This window comes from Neolewinella persica DSM 23188, from assembly GCF_000373105.1.
In the GTDB taxonomy this organism is placed as follows: domain Bacteria; phylum Bacteroidota; class Bacteroidia; order Chitinophagales; family Saprospiraceae; genus Neolewinella; species Neolewinella persica.
In genome coordinates this window covers 122676-139736 of the sequence record NZ_KB890413.1, presented here as the reverse complement: position 1 = coordinate 139736, position 17061 = coordinate 122676, and the positions used below count along the sequence as shown (strand labels likewise).

The window sequence follows — 17061 nt, the reverse complement described above, 5'->3', positions numbered from 1 at the left end:
GTACAACTAAACAAAAATCTTATCACTCATGAAATCAGCGCCCGCCTGAATCGTTTGCGGGAACGTAGCCCCCGTTGCCTGATCAATGGCCGGGGTAATGACTTGTTCCATCCGCGCAGCCTCCGCATTGGTGGCAGTGATCTGGTTCAGTAGCAATCGCTCTTGGTACACGGCGCGCGCCAGGGTGAAGGAATTGCGGGCAGCAACGTATTCGTCCTTGTCGTATGTGTCATGATTACGCAACAACCGTAGCCTGGTTTTATCAATGGTAGATCGTAGAACACTCAGGTCGTCGATCATCCGTTGGTTGATGGGGGACGGAGCCTCCGGACTTCTTTCAGCGGCGACTGAGGTCGCGCTGGTAGTGTGAACGTTTTTCGCCCAATCCATGAGTGCGTCCTGAATGGCTTGCTGGTCACTGTCTTCCGCAGCAATGTCCGCTTTTAATTTTTTCAATGGGGCCAGGTCTACTTCCGTTTCTTTAGGAAATGGATCCAATTCCCGCAGCTGGTTAAGTTGGAGAATAAGCAATAGTATATCTTGCTTAGAATCGTCACTAACCAGCTGTTGCGTACGGACTACTGCCAGGCGGGACTCATAGAGCCGTTGGCAAAGCCCGCTAACGTCGGTTAGCAGCTGTTCTCTGAAGGATGACATGGGTTCTTATAAGTGATGGGTAAATAATAGGCGGAAAGGTAACGTATTTAAACGATTGTTAAGTGTACGCTACCGGATCGTTCTTTACGTTACCATCCGAAACACCACCGTTCCTTAGCTTAAAAGTCACGTAGTCAAAGAGTCGGGGAGTCAAATAGGGCCGTGTCCGAAGCTAGCTGCGCTTGTACGCCCGGAGCTCAAAATAATACTTTTCCCGGCTTAAAAGATATACCCGCAAGAGCGCAGCGAGCATCCCCACTGGATTGTCTGACGCCCTGACTGCTTGACGCTCTTACTGTACCGCATCCCCCCGTAGCTCCCGGTATTTTTTCCGAGCCTCTACCGCCAGTATGCTGCCGCTGTAGTCGATAAACAGCGTCTCATAGAGTTCCTGGGCCTTGGCTTTGTCGCCAAGTTGGTTCTCATAAAGACCGGCCAATGCCCACAAGCTGTTATCCAGGCGAATACTCTCCGGGAAGTTGTCGAGGATAGACTGGTAGGCGACCAGGGCTTCGTCGTAACGACGAAGTTTGACGAAGCTACGCGCCTTCAGGTACACAATGTCATCTTCCAGCTCATGGCCCGGAAATTCTACTTTAAGCTTGTCCAGTTTAGCAAAGGCTTCGTCGTAGCGATTCTGGAATACCAACAGCTCCGCATCGGCATAAGTCTGTAGCGCAAGGGCGCTGGTATCAAGCCCGAGGTTGTCAATGATAAATACCGAAAGGTCAAGTGCGTCATTCGCAATGAGGCGGGAAGTGGAAGCTTTGAGTACGTCAAACTGAGACTGCGCCCAGTCAAAATCTCCCCGGAAGTAGCTAAGCCGGGCGTTGCGAAAGCGGGCTTCGTGGCCGAGAATATCTTCCTTGAATTTTTTGTCGACCTGAGAGTACAAAAGGGTGGATTCCCAAATCTCCCCCTGCATCAGGTAGTAATCAGCGAGGGCAATTTTGGCCCGCGCCTGAATGTCATCCGGTACGCCTGGAGTTTTTACTACATTGTCAAGAATGCTTACGGCTTTATCGAGATTGTTGAGGTAAAGCGCTTCCAGTTCTGCCAACTGAATGGCAATGCGAGCAGATGCCGGGTTGGTGCCGAATTCAGTTAGAAACTCTTCGTAAGCCGTTTCCAGGATGATGAGGTCTTCGCGCGTATAGTTATAACCGTCGGTGATGGCCCGGCGACGGGTCAGCAAGCCTTCCCGCTTAGCCTCGAGATAGAAAACATCGGCAGGACTTTTATTGTCCGTAATATAATCGAAGGCACTAATGGCCGTTTCGTAATCTTTGGCGTTGGCTGCCATCCGACCAATTTGTAGAACGCGTTCGCCGCTCTCGTCCAGTCGCCGGTCCAGGGCGCGGGCCTGGCGCAAGGCTGCTTTATAATCTTTTCGTTGAATGAAAACCCAGGCCAGCATTTCCGGGTAAGTCGGATCTTTGTCGTCTCCCTCCTGGATGCGGGCATAAAGCTGCTTCTGAGCTTCAAGCAAGCTCTCCTCATCGAGGTAGCGCTGGAAGTAGGACTTGATCTGCCGTTCCCGCTTTGGTTGGGCTTTCAGCGCATCGAGGTAGTTGCTGATCATCGGCTCCACGTCACCTTTGCGACGGTAGAGGTCACCGAGATTATAACTAAACAATCCTTCTTTCTTAAGCAGTTTACCGCCCTTCTCATACACCGCTATGGCATACTCGTACTTCGTCATTCCGATAAAGGCATTGGCCAGCTGAGTAATGCGGTACTGGTCGGATGGCAGTTCTTCGACGGCCTTGAGGTATTGCTTTTTGGCCCCGGCTTCATCAAATTTTTCCTCCAGCAGCTGACCATATTTAACGTATAACGCCACCTCTTCAGGGCGCTTACGAAGCTGCTTTTTAAGCGCATCTTCTGCTTCGTCAAACCGTTGCAATTTCAGCAGGCTGGTTACGTAACGGTCAAAATAGAAACTGTTGCCTGGCTTCTCTTTGGCCAGGTCCAGATAGAGTTCCGCTGATTTCTCATATTCACCGTCGAGATAGTATTGCTGCGCCAGCTGGTTGTTCTGAGCGGTGAGCAAAGTAGTAAATGAGAGGAAAAGAGATAGTAAAAGCCAACGCATATGGTATAATTCTGGGGGGATGTAAAGCTAACGTTTTTTACAGCGGTTTAGGTGTGGGCCGGAGGTAAGATCCAGGATAATTGCGATAAGAAAAATTGTTTGAGATCCCGTCGCTTAGATAAAATCAGGGACAATCACTATAATTCGAACCGCCGTGCCCAGAAGCTTAGACCTGGCCCGATGATATGCCCGAACAACAACTTACCTTTGCCCCAGTATGCCGAATCGCTTACCAAACATCCTGCTGGGACTCCTCTTTGCCTATTTCGGCTTTGTGATCTTTACATTGCTGGACGATCCGCAACTGGAGATTTATGACGAGGCCCGCAGGGCCGTCAGTGCCCTGGAGTTGGCCCGTGGAGACGCCCCTTCTTTGCTCACACCGCCGTACTACGGAGAACCGGACCACTGGGGGACTAAACCGCCGCTGCTGGTCTGGAGTCAGGCGGCATGGATGAAGATTGTCGGGGTAGGGGAGTTGGCCGTCCGGTTGCCCTCCGCGCTGGCTACCCTGGCTTTGTGTTTCCTCCTTACCTGGTGGGGGAAAAAGGATTGGGGCAGCCCCCTTGCCGGAGCACTCGGTGCGCTGGCAGTGCTCTCCAACTGGGAGTATATGGGGAACCACGGCGCGCGCACCGGAGATTTCGACGCCCTCCTGGTGCTTTTCCTAACCGCACAACTCATTTTTTTATTCCGCTGGGTGAAAACCGATCAAATCAAATGGTTGTGGCTAGCTGGCCTTGCTGTTTTTATGGGGGGAATGACGAAGGGGGTCGCTGGAGGTTTCCTGCTGCCAGGTATCGGGCTTTGGTTCTTAGTTGACGGCGCAGCCCGGCGAAAACTGTTGCACCCCGGCCTGTATGGTATTGTCGGAGGAGCGATCGCTTTGGTCGTCGGATACTACTTCCTCCGGGAGACGGTGGACCCCGGGTACCTCGATCTGGTTAAGGATAATGAACTGGGTGGAAGGTTCAACGACGTCAATGAAAGCCACCAGGGACCCTTCTACTTTTACCTGCAAACCCTATTTGCCGACCGGGCTTTTGGATACCTGATTCCATTACTCCTGCCAGCACTGGTTTATCTGCTTACCAATAAAGAATTACGCCGCCCTGCGGCGCTGCTGGCCATTGCGGCAGCGGTTTTCCTCGTCATTATCTCCTCGGCCGCAACCAAATTGTACTGGTACAAAAACCCGGTGCTGCCATTGGTGGGTATGCTGGTCGGCGCAGGTATGTTTCATTTGGCCGATCTGCTTGCGCAAAAGATCGGGAGCACCAGAGGCAAACTCGTCGCTGTTACGCTGCTCGCCGGTCTGTTCATTGCTCCGATGGTATTGATCTCGCACCGAATCATGAATCCCAGGGATTATCAGGAAACATCCCTCCGGAAAGCTGGCTTCCGAACCTTCATGCGGCGGGGTGATTTGGTGAAGGCGCCGTACACTGTTCTGATCGACGACTACCACCCCAACGCCCGCTTTTACGTCGAACGTGAAAAAGGCCGGGGTAAGGACATCTCCCTCAAGCGGATGCGCCGGCTTCGCCCGCCGCTGGTGGTAACCGAACAACCCGCCGATGCCGCCTTCTCCGTCGGAGAACGCGTAGTGGTGTGCCACACCAAAACCTGGGAGTATATGTTTGATCGGTATACGATGGATCAGGAGTTTACCGACGGGAGGTGCAAGTTGTTGACGGTGCGGGGGGAGCGCCTTCCGATTGAGGACCTGTAGTACGACCGCGAACGGGGCCGCAGGCTCTCGGAGCGCGGCACGGCGTTACACCGGTCAAAACCGCTCACTCCCTTGCCCGGGCTTCAAGCCCTCAACCGTTCCCTGCACCTGCGGCCGCGCCCTGAAAAAGGGACGAAAGGGAAAAGGAAGAAAGGAGAGGTAAACATCAAGGTTATTCCTTTCCCCCTTCTCCCTTTTATCTCTTTACTTCTTGCCAGAAGTTCGTCATTTTTTATTTAGACCACCTCAAAATAGGCGAATCCTCCCTATATTTGCAATCTTTAGTCGAACCAGCTAAATAGCAAGCCATGCCATTTATTCGCAGTACTGCAGCTTCCAACTTCGTCGCCGGAATGTCCGGTACCATTGATCGGTTCACGAACGAGAATCTGGCGGGAAAACTGCTGGATATTGGTGTGCGCCCGGGCTCTCGTTTGCGCATTGTGCGTAAAGGCCCCTTTGGTGGCAGCTGGTACGTGAAAATTGACCGCCACTGTGTGGCCCTCCGCAAGCAAGAGCTCGCATGCATAATGATCAAATAAATGCTGCGCCGGTCGTCGGACTGGTCGGTAACCCCAACAGCGGAAAATCCTCACTTTTTAACCTCCTGACCGGTCTGCGGCAGCGCATTGGTAATTTCCCTGGCGTAACGGTGGAAAAGAAGTCAGGTATTCTGAAGATCGGCGACCTTCCCCCCGTGGAATTGGTCGATTTCCCGGGTGCTTATAGCTGCTACCCAACCAGCCTCGACGAGCGCCTCGTCGTGCAGGAGCTAACCAACCCGGAAGGTGATCTTTTCCCCGACGCCATCCTTTACGTTGCCGATGTGACCAAGCTGGACAAGCACCTGTTGCTTTTTACCCAGTTGCGGGATTTGGATCTTCCCATGATCCTGGTGTTGAATATGGCCGACATGATCGGAGAAAACGGTCTTCAGGTAGATGTGGCTCAACTAAGCAAAAAGCTCGCCGTGCCCGTGATTCCGGTAAGTGCCCGGGAAGGCCGTGGGGTAGAGGAACTAAAAAAGGCCATCGAGAACTTATTGCGCAACCCCAAGGCCTACCGGCCCGAAGAGCCATTCTACGAGCCGGGCGCGCTCGCCCGGGATGTCCTGGCAGACCTTCGGCAGGAACTTCCCGCCCGCAACGACTACCACGCGTTACTACTCACGCATCACGCCAGCTGGCTGCGCCATATCCCCGAACAACTCCGCCATAAAGTGCAGAACGCCCGGGTAAAAAACGGGTTTCACAGCCTGCGTGCGCAGGTAGAGGAAACGATGGAACGCTACGATGCTTTCGAGCCAATCGTACAAGACACGGTGCGCTATGCCGGAGATAAGGCCTCTGCCAGCGACCGTGCCGACGGGATCCTCACCCACCGCATTTTCGGCCCAATTATTTTTGTTGGCCTGATGCTCCTTCTTTTTCAGGCATTGTTCGCCTGGGCGAGTTTGCCAATGGACGGGATCGAATGGTTCTTTGAACACATGGGAACGGCCGTGCGCGAAAACCTGGCTGCCGGTTGGCTGACGGACCTGCTGGTCGACGGCATAATCGCCGGTCTGGGGGGCGTGCTGGTTTTTGTACCGCAAATCGCGATCCTTTTCCTCTTTATCTCCATTCTGGAGGAAGTGGGATATATGGCCCGCGCCGCCTACATGTTTGATAGCATGATGCAGCGCTTCGGCCTCAACGGCCGCTCCGTAGTGGCCCTGATCAGCGGGCACGCTTGTGCCATTCCGGCCATCATGAGTACCCGGACCATTGCTAACTGGAAAGAACGATTACTGACTATTCTTGTGACACCGCTGACGAGTTGCTCCGCGCGAATCCCCGTCTACGTTATCCTCATCAGCTTTGCAGTACCCGAAGAAACCTTTTGGGGATTTGGCTACCAGGGACTGGCTTTTGCCGGCTTATATTTTCTGGGGATTATCTCCGCTATGTTGTCGGCCCTGGTGTTTAAGCTGGTGCTGAAAACCAGCGAACGCAGTTTTCTGATGCTGGAAATGCCCGATTATCGTACGCCGGTTTGGCGCAACGTAGTGGTCACCGTTTGGCAGAAGGTGAAAACCTTTATGGTGGAAGCAGGCAAGATTATCTTGCTGATCAGCATCGTGTTATGGGCCCTGTCAACTTATGGCCCTACGGGAGCTATGGAGGAGGCCGGGGTGATTACGCAACAACTCACCGAAGAGCAGAACCTTGATGAGGCGGAAGCCGCAAATCTGCTGGCCAGTGAAAGATTGGAAGCCAGCTATGCAGGGCACGTCGGCAAATTCATCGAGCCGGTCATCCGCCCGCTTGGCTATGATTGGAAAATAGGCATTGCGTTGTTTACCAGTTTTGCCGCCCGCGAGGTGTTTGTTGGCACCATGGCTACCATCTATTCAGTAGGCAGTGCTGACGATGAATTGCGCATCAGGGACCGCATGGCCGAAGAAATTAACCCGCGTACGGGCCAGCCGGTGTATAACCAGGCGACCTCCTGGAGCCTCCTGGTTTTTTACGTCTTTGCCATGATGTGTATGTCGACCCTGGCCGTTACGAAACGGGAGACCGGCGGCTGGAAGTGGCCGATCATTCAGTTTACGTTCATGACGGCGCTGGCTTACGTTTCGGCTATGGTGGTGTATCAGGTGCTGGCTTAGTGAGTCACTGAGTCACTGAGTTGGTGAATTAGGGAGTTGGTGAGTGGCTACCGCAGGTGCCGTTCGCCGCCCTTCGGGCGCTCGCCTTGGCGAATGAGAGAATAATGGAATCGGGGATTAGTTAATGGTACGCGACCAAACGAGCGCAGCGAGCAGCCATGTGCGGTAGCACTACAAGACGACCAACTACTAAACTACAAGACTAATAAGGGCGGGGCCGCAGGATGCAAAGAAAGGTTTTAAGGAGCAGCGGTGGAAGGAACAGATCGTACCTAAACGAGCGGAGCGAGCACTCCCGTGCGGCAGCCACTCACCAACTCCCTAACTCAGCGACTCACTCCGCTACTTGCACCTGATCATCCTCCAACAAAGGCTTCAGCTGGTACCGGAAGAACAACTGCGTAGTCGCCAAAACGTCCTTTTCGCAGTAGGTTGCGATGCGCTCCAGATCGTCTTCTTCCCAGAAGACGCGGCCGACCTGGCTACCGTCGATATCGTCTTTCGGAGTGGGGAAGCCCAATACGCCAGCCAATAGCTTGAGCGAGGTATAGGATTTGAAGTCGCCAAATTTCCAAAGGGTCAGGGTGTCTACGAGGTGGTTGGTTTCCCAGGGCTTCTTCCCCGCAATGTCGAGCATCTTCGGCATGGGGAGCTGGTTGACCAGCAGGCGACGGCACATGTAGGGAACATCAAATTCCTTGATATTGTGGCCACAGATAAATTGCTTGTGGATGTTGCCGTAGTACTGGTCCAGCATCGCACTGAAATCCTGCAGAAGAATTTTCTCATCGCGATTAGCAAAGGATTTCAACCGGATCTTTAGTCGCTTGTCCTTGTCGCGGTACACCGCGCCAACGCTGATGCAGACGATTTTACCAAATTCGGCGAAAATAGCCGCCTTGTCGATGTAGCTATCGGCGAGCTCTTCCTCCGTCAACTCTTCGCCATAGCGTTTGAGGACACTGGGAGCCTTGTGGCCCCAGAGATACTTGAAGGTATCGTCCAGATCATCATAGGTAGGTTTACCGCTTACGGTTTCGATGTCAAGGAAGAGAACTTTTGTGGCGTCGATGTGCTCGATCATAATAGCAGGATTGTAACTAAAGATACGAATTTATTACCAAATACTTTAAATAAGTTTTATTTATTATCTTATTGGTGTTATTTTGTCGGATTGTCGGGACAACTAGATACCCCGACANCCCGACGTTACTCTTTAAGCTTCTCCAAAGCCCGCAGTAAGTTGCCCACATTATTCCGCAAGATGAAGTCTATCCTTCGGTTAGCGCGCTGACCTTCGGGCGTGGCGTTGGATTGGATGGGGGCAGATTCGCCCTGGCTGGCGGGGATCACCCGGTTAGGGCTCAGGTAATAAGTGTTGGCGAATTCTTCGGCGAGGAAGTTTGCCCGCAGGGCACCATATTCACGGTTATTAGTGTTTCGGCGGGGGTTGGGTTGGTTGTCCGTGTGGCCAACGATCATGAGCTTCAATAATGGGTCACGTTGTAAGGCGTCCATTACTGCGCGGAAAATAGCGGGGGACTGCTCCGTGAGTTTATCTACGCTGCGGGGCTTGAACAGGAAATCCTCCTGCATGCTAAAGGTGAGGTCGCCCGCACTCAGCGAAACGGTATAGCCACCTCCCGCATAGGTGGAATCCAGTGATTCAACGATGACGTTCAGCGCATCCTCGACACTGAACTGGAACTGAGCAATGATGCTGTCTTGCCGGCGGAGCAAGTCTGCTGCTGCCGCTTCGGCGGCCCCTTTTTCCTGCTTCAGGCGGTCAAGCTCCTGGCTCATTCGGCTACTGGTGGAACTGAGGTTTCCTTTTAGGTTATCAAGCTCGTCTTCCTGAATGGCGAGCCGGTCCTGCAGTTTGTCCTGGGTGATGAGCAAAACATCGTTTCCTCCGCGTGAACGTTCGAGGGCCAATGCCAGGGTAAGTATACTGTCTTGTTGCCGGTGGCTGTCATGTAGCTGCACAGCGATGACCTCCTGAAAAGAAGCACTCGTTTCGTTGAACTTCTTCTTTGTGACACAACTGGTGAGCAATAAGGTAAATAGTAGTACAGAAAGAATACGCATGTCAGAGTAGGGGATGTATGAGCCGCAAAATTACTCAATGCATGGTAACATCAAACCACATCCAGTGCTTCGGGCTGAAACAATAAGGACTTTCCGTGGTCTTTTAACCATTCGTCATACTCCAGGTAGTTGGGTAATGCCCGTTTTACTTGTGCCCAGAATCTTGAGGAATGATTTTGTTCCACCAGGTGAGCTAATTCATGGATGATGACTGCGTCAAGCACCTCGTCCGGTGCCAGTAGCAGGCGGGTAGCCAGGTTGATGTTTCCCTTGTGGGAGCAACTGCCCCAACGGGTATAGGTGTCGGATAATTTGACGTTATTGATCGGGCGTTGGAAGTGAGCCTCATTGAGCTCATGAACCCTGCGGGCCACGTCGGGTAAATAGATACCACCGAAGTATTTTGCCAGGAGTTTCGGCAGTATTTTCCCTCCGGTGACGCGCGCGTCATCCGTGTTCAGTAATATCTGTAGTTGGTCCTCTCCCGTTTTAAGAATGCGATGACTTCGCAACTCATGTTGATCTACCATTATGCGGTACTCCTGGCTGCGAATGCTGAAGCGATATCGGTTGGCCATTGTAGTCGTACGGAAATGGGCAAAGGCTTCGGGCTTGGTGGCATGTAGGTCTTTGGCCCATTGGAGCATGTTCCGCAACTGGGCAGTCCGGTCACTTTCGGACAACTGCCGGGGCAGGCGAATAATCATGGCCTTTGACGTAACGGAGGCACGGGTATTGTACCGGCCAGACTCCGTAATTACCCGAACGGGCACTTGGAGGTCTCCGAAGTACAGCGTGTCTCGCTGTTCGTGAACTTTTTTGGGACGGCGGGGCATGGCTGCAAGGTAGTTTGGTTCCTCGGCATTTATGCCGTTGTGTTGAAAAGGCCATGGGGAAACGGCATAAATGCCAAGAAACCGTGACTTGATCTGCCATCTATAATACAGCCCCCTCGGAGCATAAACCCTCTTCCTTGACCGTGGCAGTGGTATCTTCGCCTTGGTTTTATCCCAAGCTTCCTCCCAACCAAATAGTATGCGTCTATTACTGATTACCATCGTCTGCGCCCTATTCATCGCTATGTTAGGGGTCAACCTTTACTTTCGGGCAAAGGTCTTGCGCGCGTACCGGGTATTGGTGCAAAACGAAGTGGATTTTACGCCAGCCCAAATCTTTAGCAAGGCACGGGTGGAGGATGAGATCATCCCCGTATACCCTGCTCAGGCAGACGCGATCCGTAATTTCAGTAACTACCTACAGTTGAGCATCAAGATGACTACGGTGCTGATGGCGCTGATTACGGCTTTTGGGGCTATCCTTATGTGGTACCGGCATGAGGCGTAAGCGCGGAGCGCTTAATAGACGAAAAGTCGCTTCGCTCCTTTTCTCGATAGACGGGCTTCGCCCTTGGTGGTAGGAAGTGGATAGGCTTCCGCATAGGGATGCTCGCTGTGCTCGTAACCGATAAGTCAGATGAACGAAGTATGCGATAGCTAAATCCAAAACTGAGAAACTTACGAGCGAAGCGAGTACTCCCTTGCGGTAGCTCTACCCACTACATACCTACCCACCATTAAGGCCGAAGGCTGCCCAACATATCACTATAGCTATTCTCCACCAGCTCATCTTCCCGTACCCCCAGGTAAGCCATGTATTCCTGGCATTGTTGGAGCAGTTCCTCCCGCTGGTCTGCAGAATTTCCGATGGCTTCTATTTCAATGAAGCTGCCAAATCCAAGCACCTCGTCGAGATGGAACTTGACATTGTCGATGAAGTAGATCTCGCGCTGTTTGTCCACTTTTATCCAGGTGCCGAGGGCTTGCCCGAGGGTAACCGCAACGCTGTCGGCGAGTTCCTGACTTTCAATTTTAGTAAAGGCTACGGAGCTGTCTTTGGGGCCGGCCTGGTTACTACGTTGGTAAAAAATCAGGCTGTGTTCGATGTTTCCGCTACGGAGTTTTAACCGGCCTTCTGGAACGTTGAAGTAGTGGTCTATCTGATGGTCAGTGCCCTTGAAATCGGCTCCCCTGGCCAACAATAAAGCACGTTGTTCGGCGGTGCGAGTGCTGCGGGCTTTGATTTCTACAAGGTGTTTTTGCATAGGCGCAAAGTAAAGGAGGAACGCGGAAGTTGAGGACAAAGACAGGCAAATCTTCAACTTTTAGTTTTTCATAACGCTTTCTTTATAACTGACCTTATAAGTTTGTAACCGATGAAACTACTTACCCTAACCCTTGCTTTTACTTGCTTTCTCTGCACCTGCGGCCGCGCCCAGGCAGATAACAGTAACTTACCAACCGACCAAACGAGTGTTGCTTTCATTAAGTCACCAATGGGCTTCCTGATTGATAGCCTGGTGATTCGAACGAGTTTAGATACGTTCCCTTACGGCTTCGCTTTTGCCGGAGATACTATGATTTTTGACATACTGGTTTTTCGACTGGTCGACGAACTGACCGTGGAGACCTTCTCGCAAGGCCATTCTTTTGGCCGTTACAATTGCTGGATTGACGCACCCTCTGCCGACGTCTACCTCTCCATTGCTGACGGGCGAACCGTAATTGACTCCGTCGGGCTCTCACCCATGGACAATTGGTTTCGAAAGGAAATACAGAAAATCCGGTCGACTCCTTACCTGCCCTTAGTCAAGGAAGCCTTTCAATCGGCCATCCTGGATGCTCAGGGAACCCTCATGTCTGCAAAGTTTATCGAAGGCTTTTACGATCTGCCCAATCTGACGCAGTCTGATATTTTTTGGATGCAAACTGCTTTCAATATGGAACTGCAACAGATTAAACGCCACCCCTGGTTTACTCCGTTGCTGGCACGGCAAAAAATCATGCGAAGCAAACTGCCAAAGAGGCTGAAGAAATACCCCCTAGAAGATCAAAGTGGAAAAGTGGTAAAAGTACAGGCTCCGAAAAACCAGTTGTATGTCCTTGATTTTTACGACGCCCGGACCACGGCTTCCCGGCGAGACCACGAAGCGCTAAAAAAGGTCATGCAAACAGACTCCATTTTTACCGGAGTACCCGTGATTAGCATTACATCGGGGGATTACGTAGATGGTTGGCGGAATTACGTCAGGGAAGGAGATTTTCCCTGGTCGCATTATATGGAACGATCACAGACCACCCGGCCCGGTCTGGTTAATACGCTGGCCTTTTTTCCTAACTCGACTTACCTCCTCGTTAACGAGTATAACCAGATCGAAGGCATGTTCAGTAGCCTGGAGCGGCTGAAGTCAGCGGTGAGATTGCGTAAGCAAGCAGAATTAATGTCGGCGGGAAAATTGCGTAATTAAACAGCGTTGAAGCAGTTGGAAGACTACACCTAAATCCGGACTGTACGGTTTTAGCTAATGCAAGCGTGACGCTCTCAACGGGCTAACCCATAGCTATTCCGGGTTATAAAACGCCGAAAAAGCCTTCTCAAAAGCGTTATGTAGTATAATTATTCTGAATCCTTTCTTTTAAGTGCCCTATGAAAAATGCATTATTTTTTTTACTGTTCGTTACTTTTTGTATGCCTGTCTTAGCGCAGAAAAGCTTTAAAATGAGTGGGAATACCTCCCCACAGGCTGTTCATTCGGCCGTAAAGCTGCCCGTTAAACCAACGAGCATTACGTTCATCAAGAAACCTAATGGTTTAATTATTGACCGGCTATCGGTCAGGACAAGTCTTGGTTCCACCAGCTTCGACGTTAACTGGTCCGGTGATTCGCTTACCAAAGAAGTTAACATATGCTTGCCGGTAGATGTATTGTTTATAGAAGCCTTTGCCGCAGATCGTTCTTTTGGGGCAGCGAGCTGCTGGGTGGACCGCCCCCGGGCAGAAGTTTACCTATCCGTTATCGCCGGAAGAACTCGGATTGATGCAGTCGGTATTTCCTCGGTGGATGCTGCCCTTCGTGTTAAGCTTCTCGAGGTGAATACACGTAGGAATTACGTAGATCGTAAAGCAGTGCTGGCCCGAGCCATCATGAGCAGGAAATCTGATTTAACCTTGGCTCCCCTCCTTGAAGCGTATCTCAACCTGCCTAACTTAAGCATCCGGAATGCCATAAGCATGCATAGTTACCTCAACTCTGCCAGACCGCGTATTCACAAGCACCCTTATTTAGCTCCGCTGAAGAAACGGTTGAAACAACTCGCTAAATTCAGAAAACATCGCCTACTAAAGTACGAGTTTAAACCACTAAATGGACGTCCTCAAAAGCTGATTAAACCACTATCCTCTTTCATCGTACTGAATTTTTACCGGTCCTATGACCCCCAAAGCAGGAAGGATCACCAGGAAATGCAAAATTTACCGGTTTTGGACTCGCTGCTGCGTGAAGTGCCAATCATCAGCATAGCTCAAGATGACAATGAAGGAGATTGGGAAGCCTACCTTTCGGAAAACGACTTCGAATGGCCACATTGGTTAGAGGTCGCCAATAAGCATGGCAAGGCGAGCGAAGAACTGGCTATTTTCGAAGGGCCTGCTTACGTACTCCTCGACGAAAATTTCTTCTTACACGGTATTTACCCTGACCTGTCACTTTTAGCTCAAAGTCTTTACATGCGCACCCAGGAATTTGAGCCTGAGCGCAAGGGGGTAATGAAGGGGCTTCGTTAAGTTCGATTCCCCTAGTTGACCCTTTGCAATAAATAACTGCTGGCTACCTGAATTAGTACGCTTTAGCAAAGATCACCCGGTGCTTACTGGGCTTTCCGGTAAGGATACATTTGCCGTCTTCCTCCGGTGCATCGTTAGGGATACAGCGGATGGTCGCCTTGGTCATCTCCTTGATCTTCAGTTCTGTTTCGGTCGTGCCATCCCAGTGGGCGTAGATGAAACCTGGGATGTCCCGTTCGAGGATCTCCTGGAGTTCTTCCATGGTGTCGACCCGGTGAGAATGCTTCTCGCGGAAGTCAATGGCCGTTTGCAGCAGGTTGTTCTGGATGTCTTCGAGCAGCTGGGCAACGTGATCCACGATGCCTTCAAGTGGTTGGCTTTCCTTTTCCTTCGTATCGCGGCGGGCCACTTCGATGGTGCCGTTCTCCAGATCACGCTTGCCGAGGCCGAGGCGGACGGGAATACCCTTCAGTTCGCTTTCGGCGAACTTGAAACCGGGGCGCTTTTTCTTGTCGTTGTCGTATTGGACACGGATACCCCTGGCCTTAAGTTCTGCCATCAGTTCGGCAGCCTTGGCGTCCAGTGCTTCATTGGGCTTAGGAATGGGAACGATGATTACCTGGATGGGGGCCAGGCGGGGAGGAAGGACGAGGCCTTCATCATCGGAGTGGGTCATGATCAGCCCACCCACGAGGCGGGTAGAAACACCCCAGCTGGTCGCCCATACATACTCTTCTTTATTGTTTTCGTTGGCGAATTTCACGTCGAATGCCTTGGCGAAGTTCTGGCCAAGGTTATGGCTCGTGCCAGCCTGCAGCGCCTTGCCATCCTGCATCATCGCCTCGATGGTATAGGTGTTGACGGCTCCTGCGAAGCGCTCGTTGGCGGTCTTTACGCCGCGGATGACGGGCATGGCCATGTACTGTTCGGAGAAGGTGGCGTAGACTTCCTGCATCTGCAGGGTTTCCTCCTGGGCTTCTTCGGCGGTGGCATGGGCGGTGTGCCCCTCTTGCCAGAGGAATTCGGCGGTGCGGAGAAAGAGGCGGGTGCGCATCTCCCAACGGACGACGTTGGCCCACTGATTGACCAGCAGGGGGAGGTCCCGGTAGCTGGTAATCCAGTCGCGGTAGGTGTTCCAGATGATGGTCTCGGAAGTAGGCCGGACGATCAGTTCCTCTTCCAGTTTGGAGGTAGGATCCACAATGACGCCTTCTCCATTCGGATCGTTCATCAGCCGGTGGTGGGTGACCACGGCGCATTCTTTAGCGAAACCTTCAACGTGGGCGGCCTCCCGGCTAAGGAAAGACTTGGGGATGAAGAGGGGGAAATAGGCATTTTGGTGACCAGTTTCTTTAAACATGTCGTCTAGCTGACGCTGCATACGCTCCCAGATGCCGAAGCCATAGGGCTTGATCACCATACAACCGCGTACGGCGGAATTGCTGGCCAGGTTGGCGTTTTTTACAATGTCGAGATACCACTGACTGTAATCTTCTTCTCTGGGAGTAACGGCACTTGCCATAATGAACTATTGGTTGTCTTTCAACGTTTTATATAATGCGAGGCCGCAGGTGCAGAGAAAAAAATTTGCAAAGCAGCAATGTTACCAAACACTGCTTCTTTCGTCTCATACATTGCACCGGCGATCACGCCAAATTCGTATTCCGGATACATCACGTTGTAGGCGGAAATGGAATTATTAAGCCGTCTGGCACAGGAGAAAGTTGCTTTTTCCGTCGTCCCGAAGCGATTTAACGCTTGTTTTTACGGCTTTAAGCCCTCCTTAACCAAATGGAAGGCACAAAAGTACTACTTTCGACCTTGTAATAAGTGGCAGACTCACGGATTACATCAAAACTCTAAAATCATGCGTAATAACATCTTCACCGCAGCTTTCAGCCTTCTGGCATTGCTGTTCGTCGCATCTCCTGCTTTTGCGCAGTACGATGACGTCTATTACAACCCTAGCGACTACACCACAACGGAGTCTTCTTCGTCCGACGGCTACTATGCTGACGACAACTACGATGACGAAGCCTACGCCGATAACAATTATGACTACGATGATGATTCGTATGATTATGAATACAGCAGCCGTATTCGTCGGTTCCGTCGTCCGCTCAGCGGCTTCAACTACTACGACCCTTACTACGTAGACGCTGGGTACTACAACCCTGCTTTCCGTAATTTTGGTACGACTGTATTGATCTACAACACGGGTAACTCCTTCAATCGTGGCTTTAACCGCGGTTTTAACCGTGGTTTCAATCGTGGTTTTGGTAACTCATGGAATCGTGGCTTCGGCTACAACAACTGGGGTAACACCTGGGATAATCGCTGGGTCAACGTCAGGAACCCTGGATGGGGCAACTCCTGGAACCGTGGTGGTTTCGGTAACCCCTGGAACGCTGGAGGTTTCGGTAACTCATGGGGTGGCGGTTTCGCTGGTGCTGGTTTCGGTGGCGGCTACGCTTGCCCACCCACTTTCGGTAACGGCATCAACTACAACGTTACAAACAACGTAAACAGGACCGGTACGTTTGGCAATAATCCGAATGTTACTACTCGCCCCCGCGCTACCACGACTTCCATTGCTGACCGGATCAGCCGCACGCAGGCTACCCGTTCGACGCCAGCTTCTGCTGTTGGTCGCTCCGCTACCCGTGGCACGACCACCCGTTCGGCTACTCGTCCGACGACAACCCGCTCCACGGGCCGCAGTCAGACTACACGTTCTACGCCGTCTGCCCGTAGCGCTTCACCAAGTCGCATTGATCGCAGCCGTACCACGGTTCGTCCTTCGGCTGCCCGCAGTGCTACACCAAGCCGTTCTGCTTCGCCAAGTCGTTCTACCCGTTCGGCTTCCCCAAGCCGTTCCGGCGGTACTACCCGTAGCTACACACCAAGCCGTTCTACCCGTTCTGCTTCCCCCAGCCGTTCCGGTGGAACCACCCGTAGCTACACACCAAGCCGTTCTACCCGTTCTGCTTCCCCTAGCCGTTCCGGTGGAACCACCCGTAGCTACACACCAAGCCGGTCTTCCAGTAGCCGGAGCAGCGCTTCCCCAAGCCGCTCCAGCTCTACCAGCCGGAGTTCCAGCTCTACACCGAGTCGCTCCAGCAGCGGCCGTGGACGTGGAGGTGAATAAATTACTGATAACTGCTTCGTAATTCACGAAGTGTTGACGATCACCTGAAGGGTGGGAGTGCTGATGGC

At 52.1% G+C, this 17061-nt stretch carries 14 protein-coding genes; 7 read left to right on the top strand and 7 right to left on the bottom strand.

Annotated features, from left to right (window positions below):
* Positions 1-6 precede the first annotated feature (6 nt).
* Together B036_RS0100610 and B036_RS0100605 are read right to left on the bottom strand one after the other, a co-directional pair.
* Positions 7-657: a hypothetical protein gene (locus tag B036_RS0100610; RefSeq protein ID WP_020566744.1), complete on the bottom strand. Its 651-nt coding sequence runs from the start codon at positions 655-657 to the stop codon at positions 7-9.
* A gap of 292 nt (positions 658-949) precedes the next feature.
* Positions 950-2752, bottom strand: a complete 1803-nt coding sequence (locus B036_RS0100605; RefSeq protein ID WP_026231546.1) for a tetratricopeptide repeat protein — start codon at positions 2750-2752, stop codon at positions 950-952.
* 217 nt (positions 2753-2969) lie between these two features.
* Between B036_RS0100605 and B036_RS0100600 the strand changes: the two genes are divergently transcribed.
* From B036_RS0100600 to feoB, 3 genes are all read left to right on the top strand, one after another.
* Positions 2970-4484: an ArnT family glycosyltransferase gene (locus B036_RS0100600; RefSeq protein ID WP_020566742.1), complete on the top strand. Its 1515-nt coding sequence runs from the start codon at positions 2970-2972 to the stop codon at positions 4482-4484.
* Positions 4485-4792: 308 nt separating this feature from the next.
* Complete coding sequence (locus tag B036_RS0100595; protein ID WP_020566741.1) at positions 4793-5026, top strand: FeoA family protein; 234 nt, start codon at positions 4793-4795, stop codon at positions 5024-5026.
* Positions 5008-7137, top strand: a complete 2130-nt coding sequence (gene feoB / locus B036_RS0100590) for a ferrous iron transport protein B (RefSeq protein ID WP_020566740.1) — start codon at positions 5008-5010, stop codon at positions 7135-7137. The genes B036_RS0100595 and feoB overlap by 19 nt, the downstream gene beginning before the upstream one ends.
* Positions 7138-7471: 334 nt before the next feature.
* On the opposite strand, the gene B036_RS0100585 is transcribed toward feoB, so the two are convergent.
* The 3 genes from B036_RS0100585 to B036_RS31460 form a co-directional block, all read right to left on the bottom strand.
* Positions 7472-8221 carry a ribonuclease H-like domain-containing protein gene (locus tag B036_RS0100585; protein WP_020566739.1) on the bottom strand — a complete coding sequence of 250 codons (750 nt, stop codon included), beginning with the start codon at positions 8219-8221 and terminating at the stop codon, positions 7472-7474.
* 125 nt (positions 8222-8346) lie between these two features.
* Positions 8347-9225 carry an OmpA/MotB family protein gene (locus tag B036_RS0100580; RefSeq protein ID WP_020566738.1) on the bottom strand — a complete coding sequence of 293 codons (879 nt, stop codon included), beginning with the start codon at positions 9223-9225 and terminating at the stop codon, positions 8347-8349.
* Between the two features lie 50 nt (positions 9226-9275).
* Complete coding sequence (locus B036_RS31460) at positions 9276-10061, bottom strand: M48 family metallopeptidase (protein ID WP_020566737.1); 786 nt, start codon at positions 10059-10061, stop codon at positions 9276-9278.
* A gap of 199 nt (positions 10062-10260) precedes the next feature.
* Between B036_RS31460 and B036_RS0100570 the strand changes: the two genes are divergently transcribed.
* Positions 10261-10569: a hypothetical protein gene (locus B036_RS0100570; RefSeq protein ID WP_020566736.1), complete on the top strand. Its 309-nt coding sequence runs from the start codon at positions 10261-10263 to the stop codon at positions 10567-10569.
* Positions 10570-10798: 229 nt separating this feature from the next.
* Here B036_RS0100570 and B036_RS0100565 read toward each other — a convergent pair whose 3' ends face one another.
* On the bottom strand, positions 10799-11326 hold the full coding sequence (locus tag B036_RS0100565) for a class IV adenylate cyclase (protein WP_020566735.1): 528 nt from the start codon (positions 11324-11326) through the stop codon (positions 10799-10801).
* Between the two features lie 111 nt (positions 11327-11437).
* On the opposite strand from B036_RS0100565, the gene B036_RS0100560 reads away from it, so the two are divergent.
* Positions 11438-12529 (top strand): hypothetical protein, encoded by a 1092-nt coding sequence (locus B036_RS0100560; RefSeq protein WP_020566734.1) that lies wholly within the window; start codon positions 11438-11440, stop codon positions 12527-12529.
* Positions 12530-12780: 251 nt separating this feature from the next.
* Positions 12781-13845 (top strand): TlpA family protein disulfide reductase, encoded by a 1065-nt coding sequence (locus tag B036_RS0100555; protein WP_157471976.1) that lies wholly within the window; start codon positions 12781-12783, stop codon positions 13843-13845.
* A 52-nt stretch (positions 13846-13897) separates the two neighbouring features.
* On the opposite strand, the gene proS is transcribed toward B036_RS0100555, so the two are convergent.
* A complete protein-coding gene (gene proS / locus B036_RS0100550) occupies positions 13898-15367 on the bottom strand; it encodes a proline--tRNA ligase (protein ID WP_020566732.1) in 1470 nt (489 codons plus the stop codon).
* 345 nt (positions 15368-15712) lie between these two features.
* Between proS and B036_RS31455 the strand changes: the two genes are divergently transcribed.
* Positions 15713-16993 (top strand): hypothetical protein, encoded by a 1281-nt coding sequence (locus B036_RS31455; RefSeq protein WP_157471975.1) that lies wholly within the window; start codon positions 15713-15715, stop codon positions 16991-16993.
* Positions 16994-17061: the final 68 nt, after the last annotated feature.